The organism is Caulobacter segnis (assembly GCF_003243465.1).
GTDB classification, from domain to species: Bacteria; Pseudomonadota; Alphaproteobacteria; order Caulobacterales; family Caulobacteraceae; genus Caulobacter; species Caulobacter segnis_A.
Genome location: NZ_QFQZ01000057.1, coordinates 1 through 24,566 on the forward strand (window position 1 = coordinate 1; position 24,566 = coordinate 24,566).

A 24,566-nucleotide genomic window follows, 5' to 3' on the forward strand; every position below is an offset into this window, starting at 1 on the left:
CCTCCCCCAGCGGGGGAGGAGATTCTAAAAGAAGCCCGCCTCTGGCTCGGAACCCCCTACCGTCACCAGGCCTCGACGCTCCGCGCGGGCTGCGACTGCCTGGGCCTGGTGCGCGGGGTCTGGCGGGCGATCCATGGCGACGAGCCGGAGGCCCCGCCGCCGTACCGCCCCGACTGGGCCGAGCTCGGCGAGCGCGAACTATTGCTGGACGCGTTCGGCCGTTGGCTGACGCCTCTGCCGCTGTCCGAGGCTCGCCCCGGCGATGTCCTCGTCTTCCGCATGGCGCCGGGCGCGGTCGCCAAGCACTGCGCGATCCGGTCCGGCCCGGACCACATCATCCACGCCTACTGGGGCCGGGCCTGCGTCGAGAGCGCGCTCGGCCGCTGGTGGCGCGAGCGCCTGATCGCCGCCTTTCGTTTTCCCTGAGGAGCATTGCATGGCTCAAGTCATCCTCTCCAGCGTCGGCGCGGCGATCGGCGGGCCGCTGGGGGCCGTGGCCGGCGCGGCCTTGGGCGCGGCGGTCGACCAGGCCGCGCTGTCGGCCTTGTCGCCCGCACGCCAGGTTGGTCCGCGCATCCCCGAGCTGCGCCTGACCGGCGCGGCCGAGGGCGCGGCGCTGCCTTGCGTCTTTGGCCGCGCGCGGGTCGGCGGCCAGGTGATCTGGGCCGCGCGGTTTCGCGAGAAGCGGATCGAGGGCCGCGTCGGGGGCTCGAAGGGCCAGAAGACCACGTCCTACGCCTACAGCCTGTCGTTCGCCGTCGCCGTGGCCGAGGGGCCGATCGACGGGATCGGCCGGGTCTGGGCCGACGGGCGCGTGATGGATCTCTCGGGCGTGACGATGCGCGTCCACCTCGGGACCGAGGACCAGGCGCCCGATCCGCTGATCGCCGCCATCGAAGGCCAGGCGCCGGCCTATCGCGGCTTGGCCTATGTGGTGTTCGAGGACCTCGCCCTGGAGCCCTTTGGCAATCGCCCGCCTCAGCTGTCGTTCGAGGTCTTCCGCCGTCCGCGCGCTCCGGACGACCCGCCGGGGCTGGAGGAGCGGCTGAAGGGCGTCTGCCTGATCCCGGGCGCTGGGGAATTCGTCTATGCGACGCAGGCCGTCCTGCGCCGCGAGGGTCTCACCCGCACGGCCAGCGAGAGCGTCCACAACGCCGACGGCCGAGCTAATCTGGTCGTCGCGCTGGACCAGCTGCAGGCCCAACTGCCGAACGTCGACCACGTGACCCTCGTCGTCGCCTGGTTCGGGACCGACCTGCGCTGCGGCCAGTGCCAGATCCGTCCGGGCGTCGAGCAGGCCGACAAGGACACCCTGCCGCTGACCTGGAGCGTGGCGGGCGTCGATCGGGCCGGGGCGCACCTCGTCTCGCGCAAGGACGGCAAGCCCGCCTATGGCGGCACGCCGGCCGACGCGGTGGTGGTGGAGGCGATCGCCGAGCTGAAGCGGCGCGGCCTGAAGGTGACGCTCTATCCGTTCATCCTGATGGACACCCCGCCGGACCAGCCCGCCTATCCGTGGCGCGGCCGGATCGCCTGCGAGGCTGGCGTGGACGGGACGGCGGCGGCGACCGCGCAAGTGAGCGCCTTCTTCGACGGCGAATGGGGCCTGCGCCGGATGGTGCTGCACCAGGCCAGCCTGGCGGCCCAGGCTGGCGGGGTGGACGGCTTCCTCATCGGCTCGGAGCTGCGCGGCGTGACCACCACCCGCGGAGCGGGCGGGAGCTATCCGGCGGTCGCCAAGCTCAAGACCCTGGCGGCGGACGTCCGCGCCACGCTCGGCCCGGCGACCAGGCTCGGCTACGCCGCCGACTGGAGCGAGTATTTCGGCCATCAGCCCGCCGACGGCAGCGGCCACGCGGTCTTCCATCTCGACCCGCTGTGGGCCGATCCGAACATCGATTTCGTCGGCGTCGACTGGTATCCGCCGATCACCGACTGGCGCGAGGGCGAGAGCCATCTGGACGCCGCCGCCGGCTTCTTCGGCCCGCACGATCCGGCCTATCTGCGCGCCGGCCTGACGGGCGGGGAGGGCTTCGACTGGTTCTACGCCAGCCAGGCCGCCCGCGAGGCCCAGGTCCGCACGCCGATCACCGACGGCGCCCATGGCGAACCCTGGATCTTCCGGCCCAAGGACCTGAAGGCGTGGTGGAGCAAGACCCACTACGACCGGCCCGGCGGCGTGCGGGCCTCGGCGCCGACCGCCTGGATTCCGCGATCCAAGCCGATCCGCCTGACCGAGTTCGGCTGTCCGGCCGTCGACAAGGGGAGCAATTCCCCGAACCTGTTCATCGACCCGAAGAGCTCCGAGAGCTTCCTGCCGCCCTATTCGACCGGCGAGCGCGACGACTTCGGCCAGCGGCGCTGCCTGGAGGCGGTGCTGGCCTGGCTGGACGATCCGACCGCCAACCCGACCTCGCCGGTCTATGGCGGGCCGATGATCGAGGCCGCCAGCGCCTGGTGCTGGGACGCGCGACCGTTCCCGGACTTCCCGGCGCGCTCGGAGGTCTGGGCGGACGGCGACGCCTGGACCCTCGGTCACTGGCTGACCGGCCGCGCCGGGATCGCGCCGCTGCCCGAGCTGATCCGCGCCCTGGGCGCGCGGGCCGGGGTGACGCTCGACCCTGGCGAGGCGGGCGGCGCGGTGGCCGGCTATGTCGTCGACCGGCCGATGCGCCTGCGTGACGCCCTGGCGCCGCTGACCGAGGCCTTCGATCTGGATCCGGTCGAGCGTGGCGACCACGTGAAGATGCTCTCCCGTTCGGGGCGGGTGGCGGGCGCCCTGGCCGAGAGCGACCTCGTCCGCCCCGACGACGGCGCGGTCGAGCGCCAGACCCGGGTGCTGGAGCCCGCCGCCGAGGCCCTGCGCCTGCGCTTCCTGGACGCCGGCCGCGACTATCAGGTGGGCGCCGTCGTCGTGCGCCGCGAGCAGGGGGCGGGGACGCGCGACGCCGACGCGCCGATCGTGCTCGCCGCGCCGGACGCCGAGGCCTGCGCCCGCCGGATGCTGGCCGCCGACGAGGCCGCGCGGCGCTCGCGGATCGTCCACCTGGCGCCGTCGGCCGCCTTGCGGCTGGAGCCGGGCGATCGCCTGGCCCACGACGGCGGGGCCTGGCGGGTTTCGCGGCTCGACCTCGACGAGCGGCCGAGGGCGACCCTGGTTCCGGTCGTGGCCGGGCAGGGCGTGGCGAGCGGCCTCGACTGGACGCCGGCGCCGCCGCGCGAGCCCTCGCCGCCGCCGGTGCTGCGGATCCTGGACCTGCCGTCGGACGGCGCGCTGGAAGATGACGCCCGACCGCTGGTCGCGGCGGCCGGCGAGCCTTGGCGGCCGCTCGACATCCATGCCGGCGCCGATCTCGACACGTTGAGCGTCAGGGCCCGCGTCAGCCAGCCGGCGACCCTGGGCGTGACCCTGAGCGACCTTTCGCCGGCCTCGCCGCACCGCCCGGATCGCGTCGGCGCGCTGACGGTGCGGATGGAGGGGGCGAGCCTGTCCTCCGTCTCGCTGAGCGCCGTCCTGGCCGGGCGCAACGCCCTGGCGATCCAGGCCTCGGACGGAACCTGGGAGGTGATCGGCTTCCGCGACGCGACGCTGTTGTCGCCGGATACCTGGCGGCTCTCGGGCCTGCTGCGCGGCCAGCGCGACGGGGCCGCCGCCGACACCGTGATCCTGGCTGGCGCGCCGGTGGTGCTGCTGGACGAGGCGGTGGTCCCGATGACGGTCGCCGCTTTCGAGCGCGGCGTCCCTCTGACGGTCCGCGCGGCGCCGGCCGGAGGACCGCCGGCCGGGGCGGGCGTGACCGAGGCGACGGTGGTCTGGACCGGGCGGGCCTTGCGTCCGTTGTCTCCGGCGCATCTTCGGACCCGGATGATCGGCGGGGACCTCAAGGTCGCCTGGATCCGCCGCACTCGCGTCGGCGGTGACGTCTGGACCGGCGAGGTTCCCCTGGTCGAGGGCGTCGAGCGCTACCGCGTCCGCGTGCGGGACGGGGCTACGGTCTTGCGCGAGGTCGAGGTCACCGAGCCCGCCTTTCTCTACACGGCGGCGATGCGGACCGCCGACGCCCCGTCGCCCGCCGCGCGGCTGGAGGTGGCCCAGGCCGACGCCCTCTACGGCTGGGGCGTCGGGGCGACGATAGGGTTGTGGTAAAAATGCCACAACAGGTCTTGCGCGCCGCGCTGGACGTTCTAGATGGAGGGCGTTACCCCCAATTGCCTAAGCTCTCCCAGCCAGCTCGATGAGGACCTTCCTTGGCGCGTGACCCCTACCAGGAACTCGGCGTTTCCCGCACCGCGAGCGCGGACGAGATCCGCAAGGCGTTTCGCAAGCTCGCCAAGCAGCATCACCCGGACGCCAACCCCGGCGACAAGAAGGCCGAGGAGAAGTTCAAGCAGGTCAGCGCCGCCTTCGACATCGTCGGCGACCCGGAGAAGCGCAAGAAGTTCGACCTGGGCCAGATCGACGCCGACGGGCGCGAGACCATGCGCGGCTTCGGCGGCCAGCCCGGCAACGGGCCGTTCAACGCCGGCGGCTTCGGGCGCGGCGGCTTCCGCACCGAGGAAGGGCCGGACGTCGACCTCTCGGATCTGTTCGGCGGCATGTTCGGCGGCGGACGCGGTCCGTTCGGCGGTGGCGGCTCGGCCGGCGGCTTCTCGCCGCGCGGTGCAGACGTCAGGGCCCGGCTCGACATCGACCTGGAAGAGGCGATCAAGGGCGGCAAGAAGCGCGTGGCCTTCTCGGACGGCCGCACGATCGACGTCACCATCCCGGCCGGCGCCCAGGAAGGCCAGACCCTGCGCCTGAAGGGCCAGGGCAGCCCAGGACGCGGCGGGGCGGGCGACGCCCTGATCGAGCTGGTGATCAAGCCGCACCCGATCTACCGCCGCGAAGGCGACGCGCTGGTCATGGACTTGGCCGTCTCGGTCCCCGATGCGGTGCTGGGCGGCAAGGTCGAGGCCCCGACCCCCGACGGCAATGTGATGCTGAACGTCCCCAAGGGCAGCAACAGCGGCCAGACCCTGCGCCTGAAAGGCCGCGGCTTCGCCGACGCCAAGGGCAAGCGCGGCGACCTGATGGCCCGGCTAGTGGTGACCCTGCCCGAGACCATCGACCAGGACCTCGAGAAGTTCGCCCAGGCCTGGCGCGACCAGAAGCCCTACACGCCGAAGCGGAAGTAGGCCTTAGGGTGGTGGATAGGTTTCGGTACCCGTTCATCGAGTGCCGCAGTTGCCTAAACCCCACATGCCGGTCTTTGATGAGGCGCTGTCGGCGTGCGACGATTCTTTCACTTGCACTGCGGACGCGCCACAACTTAAGTCTTGTGTTAAGGGATAAGAGCGCCATTTGACCGGGCGGCCAGGAGCGCTGAAGCCGAAGAAGGCGTCCTTACCGGACGGCTACAAGATGCTGCTCGTAGGTGAACACTCGGATGTCGCGATCCGAGAGCGAACTGAAAAGCAAATACAGAAGAAAGCTTCGAAGGATCAAAAGGCTGAGCTAGAAGATCTTATCAAGAAATATGCTGCGGAAGGGCCAGGTGGCGTTCCCAGCAAAAAGTGGGCAACCGATGAAGGGTGGTTTCCTAGTAGGAAATCCAAAGAACTCAGACTCGAAGCTTTCAAGCCTTGGCAACTTAGAGCTTATGGGTTTTGTAGGAACTTCAACGGTAAAAGCACGTTCTTTATCGTCGGCTTTGATCCTGTTAAAAAGCAAGACGATGCAGACCAGTCGATCATTCAATCTTCTGGCGCTGAAGCGCTTAGGATTGAGCGATTGATGAAGTCTCAAGGAGGTTGAGATGTCTCTGTTCGGGGCCAAGAACGATCCGGAATATGAACGTCTTCTGGCGGAAAACGCGTTTATCAACGATCTTCAGCTGGAGATCGAAAACGCGCTGCGGGAAAGAGATTTCACTCAAGTTGACCTCGCTCGTCTGATGGGCGTTTCGGAGGCTCGCGTCAGCCAAATTCTTGGGGGGAACGGGCGTAATCTCCAGGCCCGGACGATCGCTAGGATCGCTCATGCCGTGGGCATGGCTATCGACCTGAAGTTTTGTGACGGCACTGGCGAGTGGGCCAACTTGAGCCGTTGCGATGTCTCTGAAGTTGACGACTTCGCTAGCTGGACTGCTGTTTTCAGCGCCGATGTTGTGCCTTCTTTTGAGCAAGCTAATGATGACTCCTGGCACACGCCGTCGGATCGTAAATCTGGTCGGGTTTCTGCCGCGTGAGCAAGGATAAATCCTCTAGAGCGGAAGCTTACGCCAACGTGGTGGGTGCCGCTGAGATTGATTTCGTACGGCTTGTGAAATCTGAGTTTGAAGCCTCCCCTGAAGCTGCCGCGCGCGATCAATCCAAATGGAAGCGCGAGTTTCTGTTTGAGCTTGTAGATCATCTTTATAATCGCGACCTAGGTCGGCTTCACGGATTTATTCAAGCGGATGCATTTTGCAAATTGGGTCGAAAAAAGATAATATCGGTTAAGTGCCGGTATATAGTTTCTTATAGGATTTCTGGTCAGCCCGATAATGATGCGGCCTTTGCCTTTGTTCAAAGGATGGGAAAATTCTCTGCCTACCCTTATTTTAGATCTCATTTCTCTCATGTCACTTCTGAGGCGGGATTGATGTTGCCGCCGTTGCCGATAATGAAGGATCATCCTCAGAGGGTGTGGGCAGCGCCAACTGAGGCGCCGGAATAGCCATATTCTGAGGATCGTTGCCCAGTAGATGCCGGCCTAGGCCCTCTGCCGAAGTCCTATTCTTCTTATGGTGTGACAGAACGACGCAGCCCGTTCATAACCCAGGCGTTCAGTCTCCATTCAGCCGCGTTCCCTTAGACCGGAAAGCATGAAAACGATCCGCGTCATCCTCGTCGCCGCCGCGCTGGCCGCCGCCCTTCCGGGCGCGGCGTCGGCGCAGCGTCGTGGGCCCGACTCGCTGGGCGCCGACTGGCGCGCGCAGCAGGACGAGGCGCGCGGCGGCGTGCAGTCGGGGCGCCTGGTGCCGCTGTCGCGGGTGATCGAGATGATCGCCCGCCGCGTGCCGGGCCGCGTGCTGGACGCCGGCCTCGAAGGCCGCAACTACCGCGTCCGCTGGGCGACGGCCGATGGCCGTCGCATCGACTTCATCGTCGACGCCGAGACCGGACAGATCATCAGCGGGGGCTGAGGAGTTTTCGAGGACCCATGCGTATCCTGCTCGTCGAGGACGATCCCGATCTGACGCGCCAGCTCAAGCTGGCCCTGGCCGACGCCGGCTACGCCGTCGACCACGCCCCCGACGGCGAGGAAGCCCAGTTCCTGGGCGAGACCGAGCCCTATGACGCGGTGATCCTCGACCTTGGCCTGCCCAAGGTGGACGGCGTCTCGGTGCTGGAGCGCTGGCGGCGCGGCAATGTCACGACGCCGGTCCTGATCCTGACCGCGCGCGGCGCCTGGAGCGACAAGGTCGCCGGCTTCGACGCGGGCGCCGACGACTACCTGGCCAAGCCCTTCCATACCGAAGAGTTGCTGGCTCGGCTGCGCGCGCTGCTTCGCCGCTCGGCCGGCCACGCCGCGCCGTCGCTGTCGTGCGGCGCCTTGCGTCTCGACCCGCGCGCCGCCCGCGCCAGCGTCAATGGCGAGCCGCTGCGCCTGACCTCGCTGGAATACCGCCTGCTGCACTACATGATGATGCACCAGGGCCGGGTGATCGGCCGCACCGAGTTGGTCGAGCACCTGTACGACCAGGACTTCGATCGCGACAGCAACACCATCGAGGTGTTCATCGGCCGGCTGCGCAAGAAGCTGGGCGCCGAGCGGATCGAGACCGTGCGGGGCCTCGGCTACCGCCTGGCGCCCTTGCCCGGGGAAGAGGCCGCCTAAACCTTGCTGGACCTGCGCCGCCGTTCGCTGGTCCGCCGCCTGATCCTGATCGCCGGGATCTGGACCCTGCTGGTCGTCGTGATCGCCGGGGTCTTCCTGACCGCCCAGTTTCGCGGCGCGGCGATCCGGCGGTTCGACCAGTCGCTGGCGGTGCTGACCGACGACCTCTATGCGGGCTCGACGGTCGAGGGGGGCGTGCTTAAGGCGCCGTTCCTGACCGACATCCGCGCCACGCGCGCCTATTCCGGCCGCTACTGGGTGATCCTCGACAAGTCGCCGGACGGCGCCATGCGGCCGATCGAGCGCTCGCGTTCGCTGTTCGACAGCGACCTGATGCTGTCGTCGGCCCAGATCGACAAGCTGGACGCCGCGCCGGGCAAGACCCAGTACTTCGACATGCGCGGTCCCCAGGACAAGCCGCTGCGCGCCGCCGCCATCCTGACCCGCCTGCCGGGCTATCCCGATCCGGTGGTGTTCCTGGCGGCCGAGGACCGCTCGCCGATCGACGACGACGCCGACCGCTTTGCCCGCATCACCGCCTTCGCCCTCTTGATCCTGGGCGGCGGCCTGATCCTGGCGGTGGTGGTGCAGGTCCGCTTTGGCCTGCAGCCGCTGTTCCGCCTGCGCCGCGAGGTGGCGTCGGTCCGCCGCGGCAAGGCCGAGCGGGTCGAGGGCGTCTATCCGGAAGAGCTCGAGCCCTTGGCGGGCGAACTGAACGCTCTGCTGGCGCACAACCAGGAAGTCGTCGAGCGCCAGCGCACCCACGTCGGCAACCTGGCCCACGCCCTGAAGACGCCAATCTCGGTGATGCTGACCGAGGCCTCCCAGCAGCCCGGCCAGCTGGCCGAGGTGGTCGAGCGCCAGGCCCAGACCATGCGCGAGCAGGTCGACCACCACCTGCGCCGGGCCCGCGCCGCCGCCCGCTCCCAGACCAGCGGCGAGCGCACGCCGGTCGAGCCGATCCTGGACGAGCTGGCCGTCACCCTGGAGCGCATCTTCCAGGACAAGGCTGACGGGCGAGGCATCGAGATCGACTGGCGCTGTCCCGAGGACCTAGCCTTCCAGGGCGAGAAGCAGGACCTGCTGGAGCTGGTCGGCAATGTCATGGAGAACGCCGGCAAGTGGTGTCGCGGCAAGATCCGCGTCGACGCCTCGCCGTCGGGCGAGGCGCGGATGATCGTGACCGTCGACGACGATGGTCCCGGCCTGCCGCCGCAGGAGCGCGCCCAGGCCCTCAAGCGCGGCCAGAGGCTGGACGAGAACGCGCCCGGCTCGGGCCTTGGCCTGTCGATCGTCGACGAGCTGGCGCGGGCCTATGGTGGCTCGGTGCAGCTTGGTGAATCCCCGATCGGCGGATTGCGGGTCACGCTGGACCTGCCGCGCGCCGAAACCTGACGGATCTGGACCGCCTAGAACGCCGGCTTAGGAGGCCCCAAAGCGCGGCCAAACCGTTTGCGTCCCTGGGTTACAGGTTCGGGGCCGCACAGGTTGAAAGAGCGATTTCCACCGCGTTTCGGAAATCCTTAACCCCGATCCGAACATGGTTACGCAACGGTCGGCGGCAAGGCGCCGACACGGGGAGCCATGGCCGCTATCGCCGCCCATAAACTGCAGCTGATCCGGACGCTGGTCGAGACCGCGCCCGACAAGGCGCTGCGCAGCCTGGAGCTGGCCCTGGCGGGCGCCGGCGCGCAGAGCGCCTTTGCGCCGGTGCGCGAGCTGGTCGACGAAGAGACCGCCAATCGATTCGTCCGGAACAACGTGCTCGCGCCCATCGTGCCGCTGTGCGCCGTGCGCGAGGACGGCGCGATCGTCTTTCCGCCGCCGGTGCTGTCGCGCGTCTGGCGGGCTCTGCGCGCCATCGCCCCGCGCGAGGCCCAGGAGGCGGCGGCCAAGTGCAATCCCTTTGACCTCGCGCAGGGCGCGCCGCCGGTCTTCGACGAGTTGTGCAAGATCGCCGCGGCGGCGCTTCGCGATCCGGAGACCGCGGCCTTCGACAGCGTGCGCTCGCTTTGCGATCCCGAAGAGCTGGCCATGTGCCTGCAGCTTTCGCCGATCGTCCGCACCTGCCTCCCGAAGCTCTCCGAATGGGTCAGCCGGATGTCGGACGACCGCGCCGCGGCCGCGCGGCTGGCCTATAGCGACGCGTGCCGGATCCGCGAGGACGCCGGCCCGCTGCTGCTGGACATCCTGTCGGCCCACCTGCCGGATGAATGGCGCATCCTGCGGGTGATCTCGGCCGTGATGGACCGGCCCAGCGATCGCTACCTGGCCTCGTCGGAGGTCAAGAGCCTGGGCGAGCGCTTCCTGGCCGACATCGAGGCCTCGATCGCCTTTGTCGAGACCTTCGACTTCGGCGGCGGCGAGGCCATGGGCCGCGCGGCCGCCCAGCACGCCCAGAAGGTCCAGCTGCAGATCGTCGAGTTCCAACAGTCGGTCGACCTGAACAAGGACGGTCCGTGGGGGCGGCGGGTGGCGCGCTTCAAGCAAGCCATGGCCAAGGCCTGCGAAACCCGGATGGACCAGATCGAGCGGGAGCTGGGCAAAGCGTTGCCGACCCGGCCGATCTCGATGCTGGCAAAGAAAGGCTCGCGCGGCGTCGCCAAGCTGGTGGAGGCGCCGGAGGAGGCGGTGCTGGACCGCGCGCGCGGCGGCCTGGCCTTCATCGCCGACCTGCGGCCCTGCGCCGACAAGGCCGGCTATGGCAGCAGCCGCAACAAGTTCCTAGAGAAGCTGAACGCCTATCTCGATCCCTACATCGAGGATGTGCTGCACGTGGCCCGCACGGGCGACGGCGGCGATCCGGCGATCGCCATGGACTATCTGAACCTCGCCGCCAGCTTCATCGCTTACACCCGCGACGACAAGACCGCCGAGATCGTCCGCCGCCGCGCGGCCGCCGCGATCGCGGCTTGATCAACTGTCATCCCGGCCAAGCGCGCAGCGCGGCGAGCCGGGACCGCCGCAAGCGCGGCGTTTTCCGAGGTCCCGGGTCTCCGCTGCGCTGCGCCCGGGATGACAGGTTTTTGTGCGCCCCCTTAAGCGCTTTTCCCACTAACGGACGGCGTCAGAACAAGCTAACACGCCCACCATGATCGCATTCTGGATCGCCGCGACCGGGTTGTCGGCCGTGACCGCTGGATTGGTGCTGCGCGGGGCCGCGCGGGCCCGGCCCGTGGACGACGGCCAGGCCCGCCTGGAACCCCACCGTCGCCGCCTGGCCGAGGTCGAGCGCCTGGCCGCTGACGGCCTTTTGGCTCAGGACGAACTGAAGGCCGCCCGCGCCGAGGCGGGACGCGCCCTGCTGACGGCCGCCGACCAGACCGAGGCTTGGGCGCGCGGCGGCGTCGGAGCGCGCAAGGCGGTGGTCGCCATCGCCGGCGCGGCCTGCGTGGCCGGCGTCGGGGTCTATGTGTGGCTCGGCCACCCAGAGCTGCCCGACCAGCCCTATCTGAAGCGCGTCGCCGAGTGGAAGGCCGCCGATCCCTCGACCCTGGAGCCGGCCAAGATCGCCGCCGTGCTGGAAGGCGTCGCCGCCGAGCGCCCGAACGACGCCGAACCGCTGGTCTTCCTGGCCAAGGCCCGCGCCGCCGCCGGCGACATGGCGGGCGCCGAGCAGGCCCTGCGCAAGGCCGTGGACCGCGCCCCGAACCGCGCCGACATCTGGAGCCTGCTGGGCGAGACCTTCGTCATCGAGGCGAAAGGCGACATCGGCGCCGACGCCAAGCTGGCCTTCAATCGCGCCGTGAAGGCCGACCCGAAGGACCTGCGCGCCCGCTACTATCTGGGCCGGGCCCGCATCGCCGAGGGCGACGTGGCCGGCGGCGTCGGCGACTGGCGCGCGCTGCTGAATAGCCTGGCTCCCGACGATCCGGCCCGCACGGCCCTGGGCCGCGAGATCGCCGAGGTCGAGGCCGCCGGCGGCCTGCCCTCGGTTCAGCCGACCGCGTCCGAGAACCCGCAGGTGCAGGGCATGATCGCCGGCATGGTCGAGGGCCTGGCCGCGCGTCTGGCTCAATCGCCCGACGATCCCGACGGTTGGGTGCGCCTGGTCCGCGCCTACGCCGTGCTGGGCGAGAGCGCCAAGCGCGACGCGGCGCTGGCGACGGCGACCGCCCGCTTCAAGGACCAGCCCAAGGTGCTGGCCGCCCTGCGCCAGGCCGCTGACACGCCCCCGCAAAAGATCGCGAAATGAGCTTCTGGCCGAAATCCCGCAAGGCGCGTCGCCGCCTGACCGTCCTGCTGGCCGTCGCGCCGGTCCTGGCCCTGGCCGTCGGCCTGGCGCTCTACGGCATGCGCGACAGCATCTCGCTGTTCTACACCCCCGCCCAGGCCCAGGAGGCCCACGTCAAGCCGGGCCGCAAGGTGCAGCTGGGCGGCCTCGTCCAGCACGGCAGCGTGGTCAAGCACCCCGGCGGCGACGTCGAGTTCGTGGTCGCCGACCAGAAGGCGAGCGCGAAGGTCGTGTTCCACGGCGACCTGCCCGACCTGTTCCGCGAGGGCCAAGGGATCGTCGCCGAGGGAACGTTCAACGACAAGGGCGTCTTCGTCGCCAAGCAGGTGCTGGCCAAGCACGACGAGCGCTACATGCCGCGCGACGTGGCCAAGGCGCTGAAGAAGCAGGGCGAGTGGCGCGGCGAAGGGGCCGGCGCGCCGGCCTATGACGCCTCGACCTACGGGAAGCCCGCTCAATGATCACCGAGCTTGGCGCATTCGCCCTCGTCCTGGCGCTGACCCTGTCCGTCGCCCAGACCGGCCTGTCGGCGATGGGCGGCGCGCGGCGCTCCGTGGTGCTGGCCGGCGCGGGACGCGGCGCGGCCGTCGCGACGTTCCTGTCCGTGGCCGTCGCCTTCGCCTGCCTGATCCACGCCTTCGTGGTGTCGGACTTCTCGGTCGCCAATGTCGCGGCCAATTCGCATACGGCCAAGCCGATGCTCTACAAGGTGGCCGGCGCCTGGGGCAGCCACGAGGGCTCGATGCTGCTGTGGTGCCTGGTGCTGACCGGCTACGGCGCGGCCATGGCCTTCTTCGGCGACAGCCTGCCGCCGCGCCTGCGGTCCTACGCCATCGCCATCCAGGGCGCCCTGGGCGTGCTGTTCCTGGCCTACACGGTCTTCGCCTCGAACCCGATGGAGCGGCTGCTGGAGGTTCCGGTCGAGGGGCGCTCGCTCAATCCGCTGCTGCAGGACCCGGCGCTGGCCTTCCACCCGCCGTTCCTCTACGCCGGCTATGTCGGCTTCTCGGTGGTCTATTCGCTGTCGCTGGCGGCGCTGATCGAGGGCCGCATCGACGCGGCCTGGGCCCGCTGGGTGCGGCCCTGGACCCTGGCGGCCTGGAGCCTGCTGACCGTCGGCATCACGCTGGGCGCCTTCTGGGCCTATTACGAGCTGGGCTGGGGCGGCTGGTGGTTCTGGGACCCGGTCGAGAACGCCAGCTTCATGCCCTGGCTGATCGGCGCGGCCCTGTTGCACTCGGCCATCGTCACCGAAAAGCGCGGCGCCCTGCCGGGCTGGACGGCGTTCCTGGCCCTGGCGGCCTTCACCTTCTCGATGCTGGGCGCGTTCCTGGTGCGCTCGGGCGTGCTGACCAGCGTCCACGCCTTCGCCGTCGATCCGACGCGCGGCGTGCTGCTGCTGATCATGATGGGCGTCGCGGCCGGCGCGGGCTTCCTGCTGTTCGCCCTGCGCGCGCCCAGCCTGGACCCCGGCGGCCAGTTCCGCACGATCAGCCGCGAGAGCGCGATCGTGCTCAACAACATCCTGCTGTCGACCGCGACGGCGGTGGTGCTGCTGGGCACCCTGTTTCCGCTAATCCGCGAGGCCCTGGACGGCGAAGCCGTTTCGGTCGGCGCGCCGTTCTTCAACCTGACCTTCGTGCCGCTGATGATCCTGGCCTTCGCGGTGCTGCCCGCTGGCCCGCTGCTGGCCTGGAAGCGCGGCGACGCCGGCGGCGTCGCGCGCAAGCTGTGGGTCGTCCTCGCCGCCGCCGTCGTGCTGGGCCTGATCGCCTACGCGCTCGTCCAGCCGCGCAAGGCCTTGGCCAGCGGCGGCCTGGTCGTCGGCTTCTGGCTGATCGGCGGCGCGCTGCTGGAGCTCTCCGAGCGCCTGAAGCTGTTCCGCGCCCCCGCCGCCGAAAGCGCCCGCCGCGCCCGCGGCCTGCCGCGTGGCGCCTGGGGCACGACCCTGGCCCATGCCGGGCTTGGCCTCTTCGTGCTGGGCGCGTCGTTCGAGACTGCCTGGCGCGTCGAGGCGGCCCAGGCGCTGAGCCTCAACGGAAGCCAGCCGCTGGGCGCCTACACCCTGACCCTGAAGCAGGTCGGCACGGTCGAGGGCCCCAACTACCTGGCCGAGCGCGGCGTCGTGGACGTCGTCGACAAGGCCGGACGCCTGGTCTGCCGCGCCACCCCCGAGCGCCGCTTCTACCCCACGGGCGGCCAGACCACCTCGGAGGTCTCGATCTGCCCGAGCCTGCTGAACGACGTCTACGTGGTGATGGGCGAGCGCCGGGCGGGCGAGGGCGGCAAGCCGGCCTGGCTGATCCGCGCCTATGTGAACCCGTGGGTGCGGCTGATCTTCCTGGGACCGCTGCTGATGGCGATCGGCGGCGTGGTCTCGCTGTCGGACCGCCGCGTGCGGCTGGGCGTGGGCCGCCGGGCGCAGGAGGCGGTGTCGTGAGGGGCAAGCGTTTTCACCTTCCTCCCCCTCTGGGGGAGGGGGACCGCCGAACGGCGGTGGAGGGGGTCTTTCGCGCCGCGCTCCGGCTGATCACTCGCCCCCTCCGGGCCGTTGGCCCTCCTCCCCCAAAGGGGGAAGAAGGCCGTCTGCGTGCGTTCGCCGTCGCCCTCTGCGCCATCGCCCTGACGGCCGGCGCGTCCGAACCGTCCGAGCGTCTGGCCGACCCGGCGCAGGAAGCCCACGCGCGGGCCCTTTTCCGGGAAGTCCGCTGCCTGGTCTGCCAGAACGAGTCGATCGACGACTCCGAAGCCCAGCTGGCCGGCGACCTGCGGCGGATTGTCCGTGAGCAGGTCAAGGCCGGGCGCAGCGACCGCGAGATCCGCGCCTTCCTGGTCGAGCGCTATGGCGAGTTCGTGCTGCTCAAGCCGCCGTTCTCGGCCGGCAACGCCGTGCTGTGGCTGGCGCCGGTGGGCATCCTGCTGATCGGCGGCGTGCTGATGATCGGCCTGCTGCGCCGCCGCGACGCGGCCGAGGGCGAGCTTTCGCAGGACGAGGAAGAGCGCCTGAAGCGACTGCTTCAAGACGATTGACACGATTGCGCCGAAAAGGAGCCGCAAGAAGCGCTTGTCGGGGCGTCAAGAGTCGGTCGAGGGCCATTGCACCTTTTGCGCGCGCGACTAGGTTCTTTGACGAGAGGACCGCGCCGACGCGGGTTTGAGACATAAGGGACCGCGCGTGAGACGCGCGGGTGAGGAAAGACGAGAATGACCGCTAGGAAGTCGGGTTTCATCGTGGGCGCGGTGGCGGGGGCGGGCGTGGCCTGCGCGGCCTTGGCCGGCGTCGGTATGCGCATGGGAACGGCGGACGCCGCCGAGGGGCAGGTTGTCCGCGCCAATGTCGCGGCCGCCCCGGCCTTCGCGCCGCCGCCCGGCGCGCCGATGTCGTTCGCCGACATCTTCGAGAAGGTCTCGCCCGCGGTCGTCCAGATCAACGTGACCTCCAAGGCCTCGCCGCAGCCGCTGCGGATTCCGGGCTTCGAAGGCTTCGACATCGTGCCGCGCGGCAAGAAGGCTCCGGGCAAGGGTGAAGACGGCGACGACGGCGACTCGCCGGCCACGCCGAAGCAGCAGTCGGCCGGCTCGGGCTTCTTCATCTCCGCCGACGGCTACATCGTCACCAACAACCACGTCGTGGCCGACGCCGACGACATCCAGGTGGTGATGAAGGACGGCCGCGAGCTGAAGGCCACCCTGGTCGGCCGCGACGAAGGCACGGACCTGGCGGTGATCAAGGTCGTCGACCCCAAGGCCAAGAACGCCGAGTTCCCGTATGTGAACTTCGAGAACCAGGCCAAGCCGCGCGTCGGCGACTGGGTCATCACCATCGGCAACCCGTTCGGCCTGGGCGGCACGGCGACGGCTGGCATCATCTCGGCCTATGGCCGGAACCTGCAGGACACCACCTCGCAGTTCGTCAACTACATCCAGATCGACGCGCCGATTAACCGCGGCAATTCGGGCGGCCCCAGCTTCGACATCTACGGCCGGGTGATCGGCGTCAACAGCGCCATCTACTCGCCGTCGGGCGGCTCGGTCGGCATCGGCTTCGCCATCCCGGCCGATATCGCCGAGGCGACCGCCAAGCAGCTGATCGCCAGCGGCAAGGTGGTGCGCGGCTATATCGGCGTCAGCATCCAGGACTTCAGCGCCGAGATGGCCGAGGCCCAGGGCCTGAAGGACGTCAAGGGCGCCATCGTGGCCGAGGTCGTGGCTGGCGGTCCCGCCGCGAAGGCCGGCCTGCTGCCCGACGACATCCTGGTGGCGGTCAACGGCGTCAAGGTCGCCGACCGCTCCGAGCTGACCCGCGAGGTCTCCAAGGCCCGTCCGGGCGAGATCATCAAGATGTCGATCCTGCGCGACGGCAAGCCGCGCGTCATCGACGTCAAGTCGGGCACCCGTCCGTCGGAGAACTCCCTGGCGGTCAATGACGACGACCAGGATCAGGACGGCGGCGCCGCGCCGGCGCCGGACAAGCCCGCCGCCCAGCGGGTCGAGGGCCTGGGCCTGACCCTGGGACCGATCGACGCCGCCGCGCGCCAGACCTACAAGATCGACAGCGAGATCAAGGGGCTGCTGATCACCAGCGTGAAGGGCGACAGCGACGCGGGCGAGAAGGGCCTGGCCAAGGGCGACGTCCTGGCCACCGTCAACGGCGCGGCCGTGACCAGCGCCGCGGACGTCAACGCCGCCGTGGCCAACGCCAAGAAGGCCGGCCGCACCGCCGTGCTGGTCAAGGTGATCCGCCAGAACAAGCCGGCCTTCATCGCCCTGAAGATCGCGCCGTAAGCGGACGGTCTTAAGGTTGAACGACAGAGCCCCGTTCCGGTCAGCTGGAGCGGGGCTTCTTCGTTTCTGACCAAGGTTTAAGTTACGCAGGTCGCCGAAAACGGTATTTCCCGGAGCAACTATCGCGCGCTGGCGCAGAATCGGGGGAACGTCGCGTGTTCCGCCATTCGGTCCAGGCGCATGAGGGGCTCGCTGATGCGTATTCTGATTATCGAAGACGACCTTGAAGCCGCCGGCGCCATGGCGCACGGCCTGAAGGAGGCCGGCTACGAGGTCGAGCACGCGCCCGACGGCGAGGCCGGCCTGGGCGCGGCCCAGAAGGGCGGCTTCGACGTGCTGGTCGTCGACCGGATGATGCCCAAGATGGACGGCGTCACCGTGGTCGAGACCCTGCGCCGCGAGGGCGACCAGACGCCGGTGCTGTTCCTGTCGGCCCTGGGCGAGGTCAACGACCGCGTGGTCGGCCTGAAGGCCGGCGCCGACGACTATCTGGTCAAGCCCTACGCCTTCCCCGAGCTGATGGCCCGCGTCGAGGCCCTGTCGCGCCGCCGCGAGACGGGCGCGGTCGCGACCACCCTCAAGGTCGGCGAACTGGAGATGAACCTGATCAACCGCACGGTCCATCGCCAGGGCAAGGAGATCGACCTGCAGCCGCGCGAATTCCAGCTGCTGGAGTTCATGATGCGCCACGCCGGCCAGTCGGTGACCCGCACCATGCTGCTCGAGAAGGTCTGGGAGTATCACTTCGACCCTCAGACCAACGTCATCGACGTCCACATCTCGCGCCTGCGCAGCAAGATCGACAAGGGTTTCGATCGGGCGATGCTGCAAACGGTGCGCGGCGCCGGCTACCGGCTGGATCCGTAGGAGATTGGCGGCGGTCTAGCCGCCGACACCCGCCATGCGTCTGCCGCGCCTTCTCCGCACCACGCCGTTCCGGCTGACCCTGCTGTTCTTGGCGCTGTTCGCCGGGGCGGCCAGCGCCTTCCTGGGCTACATCTACGTGGCCACGGCGGGTGAGGTGAACCGCCGCTCCCAGGCCGAGATCAGCCGCGAGTTCGAGAGCCTGGAGGCGGCCTATCGCCAGGGCGGCGTCAACGCCCTGAACCAGACGATCGTCGAGCGGGCGACGGGCGAGCGACCGTTCCTCTATTTCCTGGCCGACAAGAGCGGCAAGCGCATCTCGGGCTCGATCGAGGAGTCGCCGATCCCGAACTTCTCGGGCGACGGCCCCGAATGGGCCAGCTTCAAGGTTACCGAGACCGATCCCGACGGGGCCGAGGTCAAGGCCGCCGCGCGGGGCGTCCAGCAGCGCCTCGACCACGGCGAGATCCTGTTCGTCGGCGCCGACGTCGACGCGTCCGAGGCCTATGTCCGCAAGATCGTGCGGGCGCTTTGGGGCGCCGGGGCCTTGGTCATCCTGCTGGGCCTGGCGGGCGGGGTGGTCATCAGCCGCAATGTCAGCCGCTCGATGCAGGGCCTGGTCGACGTGGTCAACGCCGTGCGCGGCGGCGACCTCCACGCCCGGGCCAAGGTGCGGGGCACGCGCGACGAATACGACGAGCTGGCCGAGGGCCTGAACGACATGCTCGACCGGATCGAGCGTCTGATGGGCGGCCTGCGCCACGCCGGCGACGCCATCGCCCACGACCTGCGCTCGCCGCTGACCCGCCTGCGGGCTCGCATGGAGGTCGCCCTGATCGACGCCGAGAACGGCAAGGGCGACCCCGTGGCCGCGCTGGAGACGGCGCTGTCCGACGCCGACGGGGTGCTGAAGACCTTCAACGCCGTGCTGGCCATCGCCCGCCTGCAGGCCGCCGGCTCGGCGCCCGACCAGCGGGTGTTCGACGCCTCGGAGCTGGCCGGCGACATGGCCGAGCTCTACGAACTGTCGTGCGAGGACAAGGGCCTGGACTTCAAGGCCGAGATCACGCCGGCCCTGTCGATCAAGGGCAACCGAGAGTTCCTGGCCCAGGCCCTGGCCAACATCCTCGACAACGCCATCAAGTACACGCCCGAGGGCGGGGCGATCATGCTGCGCGCGCGGCGCACCTCGTCGGGGGAGCTGGAGTTCTCGGTGACCGACACCGGCCCCGGCGTGCCCGAGGCCGACCGCGCCCGCGTGGTCCAGCGCTTCGTGCGCCTGGAGAACAGCCGCAGCGAGCCCGGCGCGGGCCTTGGCCTGTCGCTGGTCCAGGCCGTCGCGGCGTCGCACGGCGGGCGCCTGGATCTGTCGGAAGGGCCCGGCGAATACAACGGCACGGGGCCCGGCCTGCGCGTGGCGCTGTTGCTCCCGCGGGTGGAGTAGGGGGTATCGCCTCCGTCTGCCCCCTCTGGGGGCGGACGACCCCGAAGCGGTCAGGTGGGGGCGAGTAAGGTGACTACGCTCTGACTTGCCCCCTCCGGGCTTTCAGCCCTCCTCCCCCGGAGGGGCAGGAAGGCCGCGACGTCCTACCGCTTCACCGCCACCCAGGTGATCGCGCCCGTATAGGGATCCATCTGCGGCGCATAGGCGGGCGTCAGGTCGCCGGCGACGGGACCGCGCGGGGCGACGCTCCAGACGATGGCCATGGCCGCGACGGCCAGGAAGGTCATGCTCAGAAAGCCGGCCACGTCCCGCGTGAGGCTGGGCTCGCGGCGGTTCAGCATCGAGACCCGCAGGATCAGCGGATGGGTCGCCCAGCCGCAGGCCAGCGGCGAGGTCGAGACGCTCAGCTGGGCCTTCATCAGCGCCTTGGCGTAGTCGGCGCGGATGTTCGAGCGCAGGGCCACGACCGTGGCGTCGCAGGCCAGCTCCTGGTCGATGCGGACGAGGCGCTGGGCCAGCGCCACGGCCGGATTGCACCAGCCCAGCACGCCGAAGACGGCGATGGCCAGGTTCGCGATCGGGTCGCCGCGATTGATGTGGGTCCGCTCGTGCAGCTGGATCATCTCGCGCTCGCGGGCGTCGAAGCGCTGGGAAAAGTCGGCGGGCAGGACGATGCGCGGCCATAGCGCGCCCATGACGGCGGGACCGGCCAGCCCCTGGCGGACGCGGCGGCGGAACAGGTGCTCGCGCAAAACCAGGATCGCCGTGGCGATCGCGCAGCCGGCCAGCCAGAGCATCACCAGCTTCGAGGCCCAGACGCCCAGCGGCCGGGCCGGAGCGCCCAGGTCCATGGTCTCGGCCAGGCTGGGAAAGAAGGCGGCGGCGGCGGCGGCCGGCGCGATGATCCACAGGCCATAGGCGCGGCGGGCGCCGAACAGCTGGCGCGCGAACGGCCGCAGGGCGATGACCAGCAGCACAGCCGCGGCGGCCGCCACCTGGGCGCGGATCAGGGCTAGGGCGAAGAGCTCGATCATTCGCGGACGGTTCCTGCCGTTTCCTCGGATGTGATGGTTACAACTGTAATATACGACGTCAAGCGGTTGATAGTGAGGAAGCGCTTGCCCTCTCGCTCTACCCTGGGTCTAGTGACTCTGGGTTCGGGATCGAGAAGTCATCAACCCAGGTCATTGGAGATCGGCTTTGGGCGTCACGATCCATTTTGAAGGCCGTCTAAGGGATGAAGCAGCCTTTCAACGTCTCGTCTTACAGGTCGAGGCGTTCGCCGAAACAAAAGGTTGGCCCACAAGGCGCTTCGAGGAATCTGATGTCCGACTGGCCCGTGTCATCGACGAGCATGACGTCGATTACGTTGGGCCGACGCGCGGCGTTGAGGCTCAGCCTCATCCTGACTCCGAAGCCCTTCGCTTCGAATTCGATCAATCGCTGTTCATGCAGGACTTTTGCAAAACGCAGTTCGCGGGCCTGGAGACACATCGCGATGTCGTCGAATTGCTTCGCGAACTTGCCCCGCATTTCGAGGTCTTCGACGCTTTCGACGATGGCGAATTCTGGGAAACGAACGATGTCCACGTCCTCAACCAGCACTTGAAGACAATTGATGGGCTGTTGGCGGATATGAAACGCAAAGACCCTGGCGGTGTGGGGCCGATCCGACTGGAGTCGGGAAGGATTGTCGACTTCATCGAAAGCGACCAGGGGGAGGCACCTTTGGAACCCAAGGGACTCAAGAGGCTGTTGGGGTTCTTGCGACGCTGAGTTTAACGCGCTTAGCCTTGTTCGCAACAGCAAGGCGCGCGAGGTTGCCGCCATGACTCGCCTCGCTGACCAGCTGACGCCCTGCGGCCCCATCGTCGATCCCAAGGCCGCCGAGCGCGCCCACGAGGCGATCGCCAAGCGGGTCGGCGAGCGCATGGAGATCGTCGAGGTCGCCTGGCCGGCGCTGGCTTCGGTCTTCGCCGCCTCGCCCTACCTGACCAGCTTGGCGCGGCGAGATGGCGTTCGGTTGCCGTCGATCCTGGACGCCGAGCCACAGGCGCGTCTGGCCCAGATCCTCGACGCCGCCGAGGCCGTCGCCGCCGAGCCGGACTTCGAGACCGCCCGCCGGGCACTGCGGGAGCTCAAGGCCGACCTGCACCTGCTGACGGCGCTGTGCGACCTGTCCGGTGTCTGGGACCTCGACCAGGTGACCGGCGCCCTGACCCGCTTCGCCGACGCCGTGCTGCACGCGGCCCTGGCCCAGGCTGTCCGCCAGGAGGTCGATCGCGGCGCCCTGACCCGTATCGGAGAGGGTGAGGACGGCCCCGCGCCCGGCCTGTTCTGCGTGGCCATGGGCAAGCACGGCGCGTTCGAGCTGAACTATTCCAGCGACATCGACTTCTCGATCTTCTACGCGCCCGAGAAGCTGCCGGTCGCCGAGGGCCACGAGCCCCAGGCCGTGGCGGTGCGGATCGCCAACCATCTGGGCCGCGTGCTGCAGGAGCGGACCGCCGACGGCTATGTGTTCCGCATCGACCTGCGCCTGCGCCCCGACCCCTCCTCGACCCCGCCGGCCATGCCGGTCGACGCGGCCATGGACTACTACGAGAGCGTCGGCCAGAACTGGGAGCGGGCGGCCCACATCAAGGCCCGGATCGCGGCCGGCGACCTAGCCGAGGGCCGCGCCTTCCTTGAGGGGCTGCAGCCGTTCATCTGGCGGCGGAACCTGGACTTCGCGGCCATCGCCGACATCCACTCGATCAAGCGCCAGATCCACACCTACAAGGTCGACGACCGCCTGACCGCCAAGGGCGCGGACCTGAAGCTCGGCCGCGGCGGGATCCGCGAGATCGAGTTCTTCGTCCAGACCCAGCAGCTGATCCTGGGCGGCCGCCAGCCGGACCTGCGCAGCCCTCGGACCCTCGACGCCCTGACGGCGCTGGCTGAGGCGGGCCACGTCAAGCCCGAGGACGCCGCCTGGCTGACGGAGGCCTACAAGGACCTGCGGGCGCTGGAGCACCGCGCCCAGATGATCGCCGACGACCAGACCCACAAGCTTCCGGAGTCCGACACCGATCGGAAGAAGGTCGCGGCCCTGTGGGGCGAGGGAAGCCTCCGCAGCTTCGACGCCGCCGTCGGCAAGATCCTGAAGGGCGTGAACCTGCGCTATGGCCGCCTGTTCGCGGGCGAGGAGGAACTGTCCTCGCGCTTCGGCAGCCTGGTCTTCACCGGCGTCGAGGACGATCCCGAGACCCTGGCGACCCTGAAGCGCATGGGCTTCTCCAGCCCCGAGCGCGTCGCCGCGACCATCCGCGGCTGGCACCACGGCCACATCGCCGCCACCCGCACCGAGCGCGGGCGCGAGCTGTTCACCCGCCTGGCCCCCCGTCTCTTGGATGCGGCCAACGCCACCGGCGCGCCGGACCAGGCCTTCAATCGCTTCGCCGACTTCTTTGGCCGCCTGTCGTCGGGCGTGCAGATCCAGTCGCTGTTCCTGGCCCAGCCGCGCCTGTTCGAGCTTATCGTCGAGGTGATGGCCTTCGCCCCGCGTCTGGCCATGACCATGGCCAAGCGGCCCACGGCCCTGGACGCCCTGCTGGACCCCAGCTTCTTCGGCCCCATCGAGACGCCCGCCGTCGCGCCGTGGGACCCCGAGGACTTCGAGGGCGCGATGGACGCGGCCCGGCGCCTGTTTCGCGACCAGAGCTTCCGGATCGGGGTGCGGGTGATGAGCGGCACGGCCGACGCCCGCGACATCGGCCGGGCCTTCGCGGAGCTCGGCGACCTGATCATCGGCGGCCTCGCCCCCGCCGCCCTGGCCGAGGTCGAGCGGATCGGCGGAGCCTTCCCGGGTCAGGTGGCCGTCGTCGCCCTGGGCAAGGCCGGCTCGCGCGAGATGACCGCCAAGTCGGACCTCGACCTGATGACCCTCTACGCCGCCGACGACCCTCGAGGCATGTCGGCGATCAAGGACTGGAGCGCCGATGTCTTCTACGCCCGCTTCACCCAGCGCCTGACCTCGGCGCTGTCGGCGCCGACGGGCGAGGGGACGCTGTACGAGGTCGACCTGAAGCTACGCCCTTCCGGGACCAAGGGGCCGGTGGCCGTCAGCTTCGCGGCTTTCGAGGACTATTACGAACGCGAGGCCGAGACCTGGGAGCTCCTGGCCCTGACCCGCGCGCGGGTGGTCTGGGCCAGCTCCGAGGCGTTCCGGGAACGGGCGGAGGGGGCGATCGCGGCGGCCCTGCGCCGGGCGCGCGATCCGAAGAAGACCGCCACCGACGTCGTCGAGATGCGCCAGCTGATGGAGCGCGAGCGGCCGGGCAAGGGCGACTGGGACCTGAAGCTCGACCCCGGCGGCCTCGTGGACATCGAGTTCGCCGCCCAGTTCCTGCAGCTGGCCCATGCGGCGAACGGCGGACCCCTGCGCCAGAACACCGGCGAGGCCCTGGCGGCCCTGCGCGAGGCGGGCCTCGCCGATGACGGCGCGCTGTCGCGGCTGGAGGCGGCGTGGCGGCTGGAGCAGGACCTGTCGCAGCTGATCAAGGTGGCCTTGGAGGACGGCGGCGACCCCGAGGCCGAGCCCAAGGCCTTCAAGGCCCTGATGGCCAAGGCCGGCGGCGTGGCCCAGTTCAAGTCGCTGAAGCCGAAGCTCGCCAAGGCCAAGGCCGAGGCGCGGGCGGCCTATGAGGCGGTGGTGAGGGGGTAGCTCCCCCTCCGATCTTCCCGGCGACTGCCGGGGCCCAGATCGAGCCCAGGGCGTCTTCGGAAGGTTGCGAGAAGGTCGGCGCGCCCACGCAAACCGCTCAGGATGAATCTGGGCCCCGGCATTCGCCGGGGAGGTCGGAAGTTTATGGAGAAGGCGGCGACGGAATCCCCACCCACGCGCGTTTCACTCTCCGGGACGGGAATTCCAGCTCCGGAGACCTCTGTGACTATGATCAAACGCACCCTGATCGCCGCCGGCGCCGTGCTGGCCGTGGCGGCGCCCGCGCTGGCCCAGACCAGCGCCCCTTCGAGCCAGGCCCCCGCGGGCATGACCCTCGAACAGTTCCAGGCCAAGAACACCGACAAGATGTTCGAACGCCTGGACACCAACAAGGACGGCAAGATCTCGCCCGAGGAGTTTGCGGCTTTCCGCGAGGGCAACGCCAAGGCCGACGCCGCCGCGACGAAGGCGGGCAAGCGCGGCCAGCGGATGTTCGCGCGCTTCGACAAGGACAAGGACGGCGCCCTCTCTCGGGCCGAGGCCAGCGACGTCCTGGCCTGGCGGTTCAAGCGGATGGACAAGAACAACGATGGGATCCTGACGATCGAGGAGTTGCAGGCCAAGGGCGGCAAGGCCAAGGTCGGGGTCTGATGGCGGCGTGCGCGGCGGGTTG

The 24,566-nt window shown here is 69.5% G+C and carries 21 protein-coding genes; 20 read left to right on the forward strand and 1 reads right to left on the reverse strand.

What is annotated here, in order from left to right; all coding sequences use genetic code 11:
* Positions 1 to 21 precede the first annotated feature (21 nt).
* The 17 genes from DI526_RS16225 (at position 22) to uczS (ending at position 19,188) form a co-directional block, all read left to right on the forward strand.
* Positions 22 to 426 carry an NlpC/P60 family protein gene (locus tag DI526_RS16225; protein WP_304280226.1) on the forward strand — a complete coding sequence of 135 codons (405 nt, stop codon included), beginning with the start codon at positions 22 to 24 and terminating at the stop codon, positions 424 to 426.
* A gap of 10 nt (positions 427 to 436) precedes the next feature.
* The gene (locus tag DI526_RS16230; protein ID WP_304280162.1) at positions 437 to 4,147 is read left to right on the forward strand and encodes a glycoside hydrolase/phage tail family protein; all 3,711 of its coding nucleotides are present in this window, start codon (positions 437 to 439) and stop codon (positions 4,145 to 4,147) included.
* A gap of 101 nt (positions 4,148 to 4,248) precedes the next feature.
* Entirely contained in the window at positions 4,249 to 5,175 is a 927-nt protein-coding gene (locus tag DI526_RS16235; RefSeq protein WP_304280165.1) for a J domain-containing protein, read from the forward strand.
* A 226-nt stretch (positions 5,176 to 5,401) separates the two neighbouring features.
* Complete coding sequence (locus tag DI526_RS16240) at positions 5,402 to 5,794, forward strand: hypothetical protein (RefSeq protein ID WP_304280168.1); 393 nt, start codon at positions 5,402 to 5,404, stop codon at positions 5,792 to 5,794.
* Position 5,795: 1 nt separating this feature from the next.
* Complete coding sequence (locus tag DI526_RS16245) at positions 5,796 to 6,227, forward strand: helix-turn-helix transcriptional regulator (RefSeq protein WP_304280170.1); 432 nt, start codon at positions 5,796 to 5,798, stop codon at positions 6,225 to 6,227.
* Positions 6,224 to 6,697, forward strand: coding sequence for a hypothetical protein (locus DI526_RS16250; RefSeq protein ID WP_304280173.1), 474 nt, complete (start codon positions 6,224 to 6,226; stop codon positions 6,695 to 6,697). The genes DI526_RS16245 and DI526_RS16250 overlap by 4 nt, the downstream gene beginning before the upstream one ends.
* 148 nt (positions 6,698 to 6,845) lie before the next feature.
* On the forward strand, positions 6,846 to 7,166 hold the full coding sequence (locus tag DI526_RS16255) for a PepSY domain-containing protein (protein WP_304280175.1): 321 nt from the start codon (positions 6,846 to 6,848) through the stop codon (positions 7,164 to 7,166).
* A 17-nt stretch (positions 7,167 to 7,183) separates the two neighbouring features.
* Positions 7,184 to 7,861, forward strand: a complete 678-nt coding sequence (locus DI526_RS16260; RefSeq protein ID WP_304280177.1) for a response regulator transcription factor — start codon at positions 7,184 to 7,186, stop codon at positions 7,859 to 7,861.
* A 3-nt stretch (positions 7,862 to 7,864) separates the two neighbouring features.
* Positions 7,865 to 9,256 (forward strand): ATP-binding protein, encoded by a 1,392-nt coding sequence (locus DI526_RS16265; protein WP_304280180.1) that lies wholly within the window; start codon positions 7,865 to 7,867, stop codon positions 9,254 to 9,256.
* A gap of 189 nt (positions 9,257 to 9,445) precedes the next feature.
* Positions 9,446 to 10,777 carry a hypothetical protein gene (locus DI526_RS16270; RefSeq protein WP_304280182.1) on the forward strand — a complete coding sequence of 444 codons (1,332 nt, stop codon included), beginning with the start codon at positions 9,446 to 9,448 and terminating at the stop codon, positions 10,775 to 10,777.
* Positions 10,778 to 10,952: 175 nt separating this feature from the next.
* Entirely contained in the window at positions 10,953 to 12,056 is a 1,104-nt protein-coding gene (gene ccmI, locus DI526_RS16275) for a c-type cytochrome biogenesis protein CcmI (protein WP_304280184.1), read from the forward strand.
* The gene (gene ccmE, locus DI526_RS16280; RefSeq protein WP_304280187.1) at positions 12,053 to 12,556 is read left to right on the forward strand and encodes a cytochrome c maturation protein CcmE; all 504 of its coding nucleotides are present in this window, start codon (positions 12,053 to 12,055) and stop codon (positions 12,554 to 12,556) included. Before ccmI ends, ccmE begins: the two co-directional genes overlap by 4 nt.
* On the forward strand, positions 12,553 to 14,535 hold the full coding sequence (locus DI526_RS16285) for a heme lyase CcmF/NrfE family subunit (protein ID WP_304280190.1): 1,983 nt from the start codon (positions 12,553 to 12,555) through the stop codon (positions 14,533 to 14,535). Before ccmE ends, DI526_RS16285 begins: the two co-directional genes overlap by 4 nt.
* A gap of 89 nt (positions 14,536 to 14,624) precedes the next feature.
* Positions 14,625 to 15,125, forward strand: a complete 501-nt coding sequence (locus DI526_RS16290) for a cytochrome c-type biogenesis protein (RefSeq protein ID WP_304280229.1) — start codon at positions 14,625 to 14,627, stop codon at positions 15,123 to 15,125.
* 174 nt (positions 15,126 to 15,299) lie between these two features.
* Positions 15,300 to 16,880: a Do family serine endopeptidase gene (locus DI526_RS16295; RefSeq protein ID WP_304280193.1), complete on the forward strand. Its 1,581-nt coding sequence runs from the start codon at positions 15,300 to 15,302 to the stop codon at positions 16,878 to 16,880.
* A gap of 195 nt (positions 16,881 to 17,075) precedes the next feature.
* Positions 17,076 to 17,747 carry a two-component system response regulator UczR gene (gene uczR / locus DI526_RS16300; RefSeq protein ID WP_304280196.1) on the forward strand — a complete coding sequence of 224 codons (672 nt, stop codon included), beginning with the start codon at positions 17,076 to 17,078 and terminating at the stop codon, positions 17,745 to 17,747.
* Between the two features lie 34 nt (positions 17,748 to 17,781).
* Positions 17,782 to 19,188 carry a two-component system sensor histidine kinase UczS gene (gene uczS, locus DI526_RS16305; RefSeq protein ID WP_304280198.1) on the forward strand — a complete coding sequence of 469 codons (1,407 nt, stop codon included), beginning with the start codon at positions 17,782 to 17,784 and terminating at the stop codon, positions 19,186 to 19,188.
* Positions 19,189 to 19,331: 143 nt separating this feature from the next.
* Here the strand turns inward: uczS and DI526_RS16310 are convergent, their stop codons facing one another.
* The gene (locus tag DI526_RS16310) at positions 19,332 to 20,222 is read right to left on the reverse strand and encodes a M56 family metallopeptidase (RefSeq protein WP_304280200.1); all 891 of its coding nucleotides are present in this window, start codon (positions 20,220 to 20,222) and stop codon (positions 19,332 to 19,334) included.
* Between the two features lie 166 nt (positions 20,223 to 20,388).
* Here DI526_RS16310 and DI526_RS16315 point away from each other — a divergent pair, with 166 nt between their 5' ends.
* The 3 genes from DI526_RS16315 to DI526_RS16325 all read left to right on the forward strand — a co-directional run bounded on the left by DI526_RS16315 (position 20,389) and on the right by DI526_RS16325 (position 24,544).
* Positions 20,389 to 20,964, forward strand: coding sequence for a hypothetical protein (locus tag DI526_RS16315; protein ID WP_304280203.1), 576 nt, complete (start codon positions 20,389 to 20,391; stop codon positions 20,962 to 20,964).
* A gap of 52 nt (positions 20,965 to 21,016) precedes the next feature.
* Positions 21,017 to 23,893 (forward strand): bifunctional [glutamine synthetase] adenylyltransferase/[glutamine synthetase]-adenylyl-L-tyrosine phosphorylase, encoded by a 2,877-nt coding sequence (locus tag DI526_RS16320; protein ID WP_304280206.1) that lies wholly within the window; start codon positions 21,017 to 21,019, stop codon positions 23,891 to 23,893.
* Positions 23,894 to 24,121: 228 nt separating this feature from the next.
* Positions 24,122 to 24,544: an EF-hand domain-containing protein gene (locus DI526_RS16325; RefSeq protein WP_304280232.1), complete on the forward strand. Its 423-nt coding sequence runs from the start codon at positions 24,122 to 24,124 to the stop codon at positions 24,542 to 24,544.
* The last annotated feature ends 22 nt before the right edge of the window (positions 24,545 to 24,566 follow it).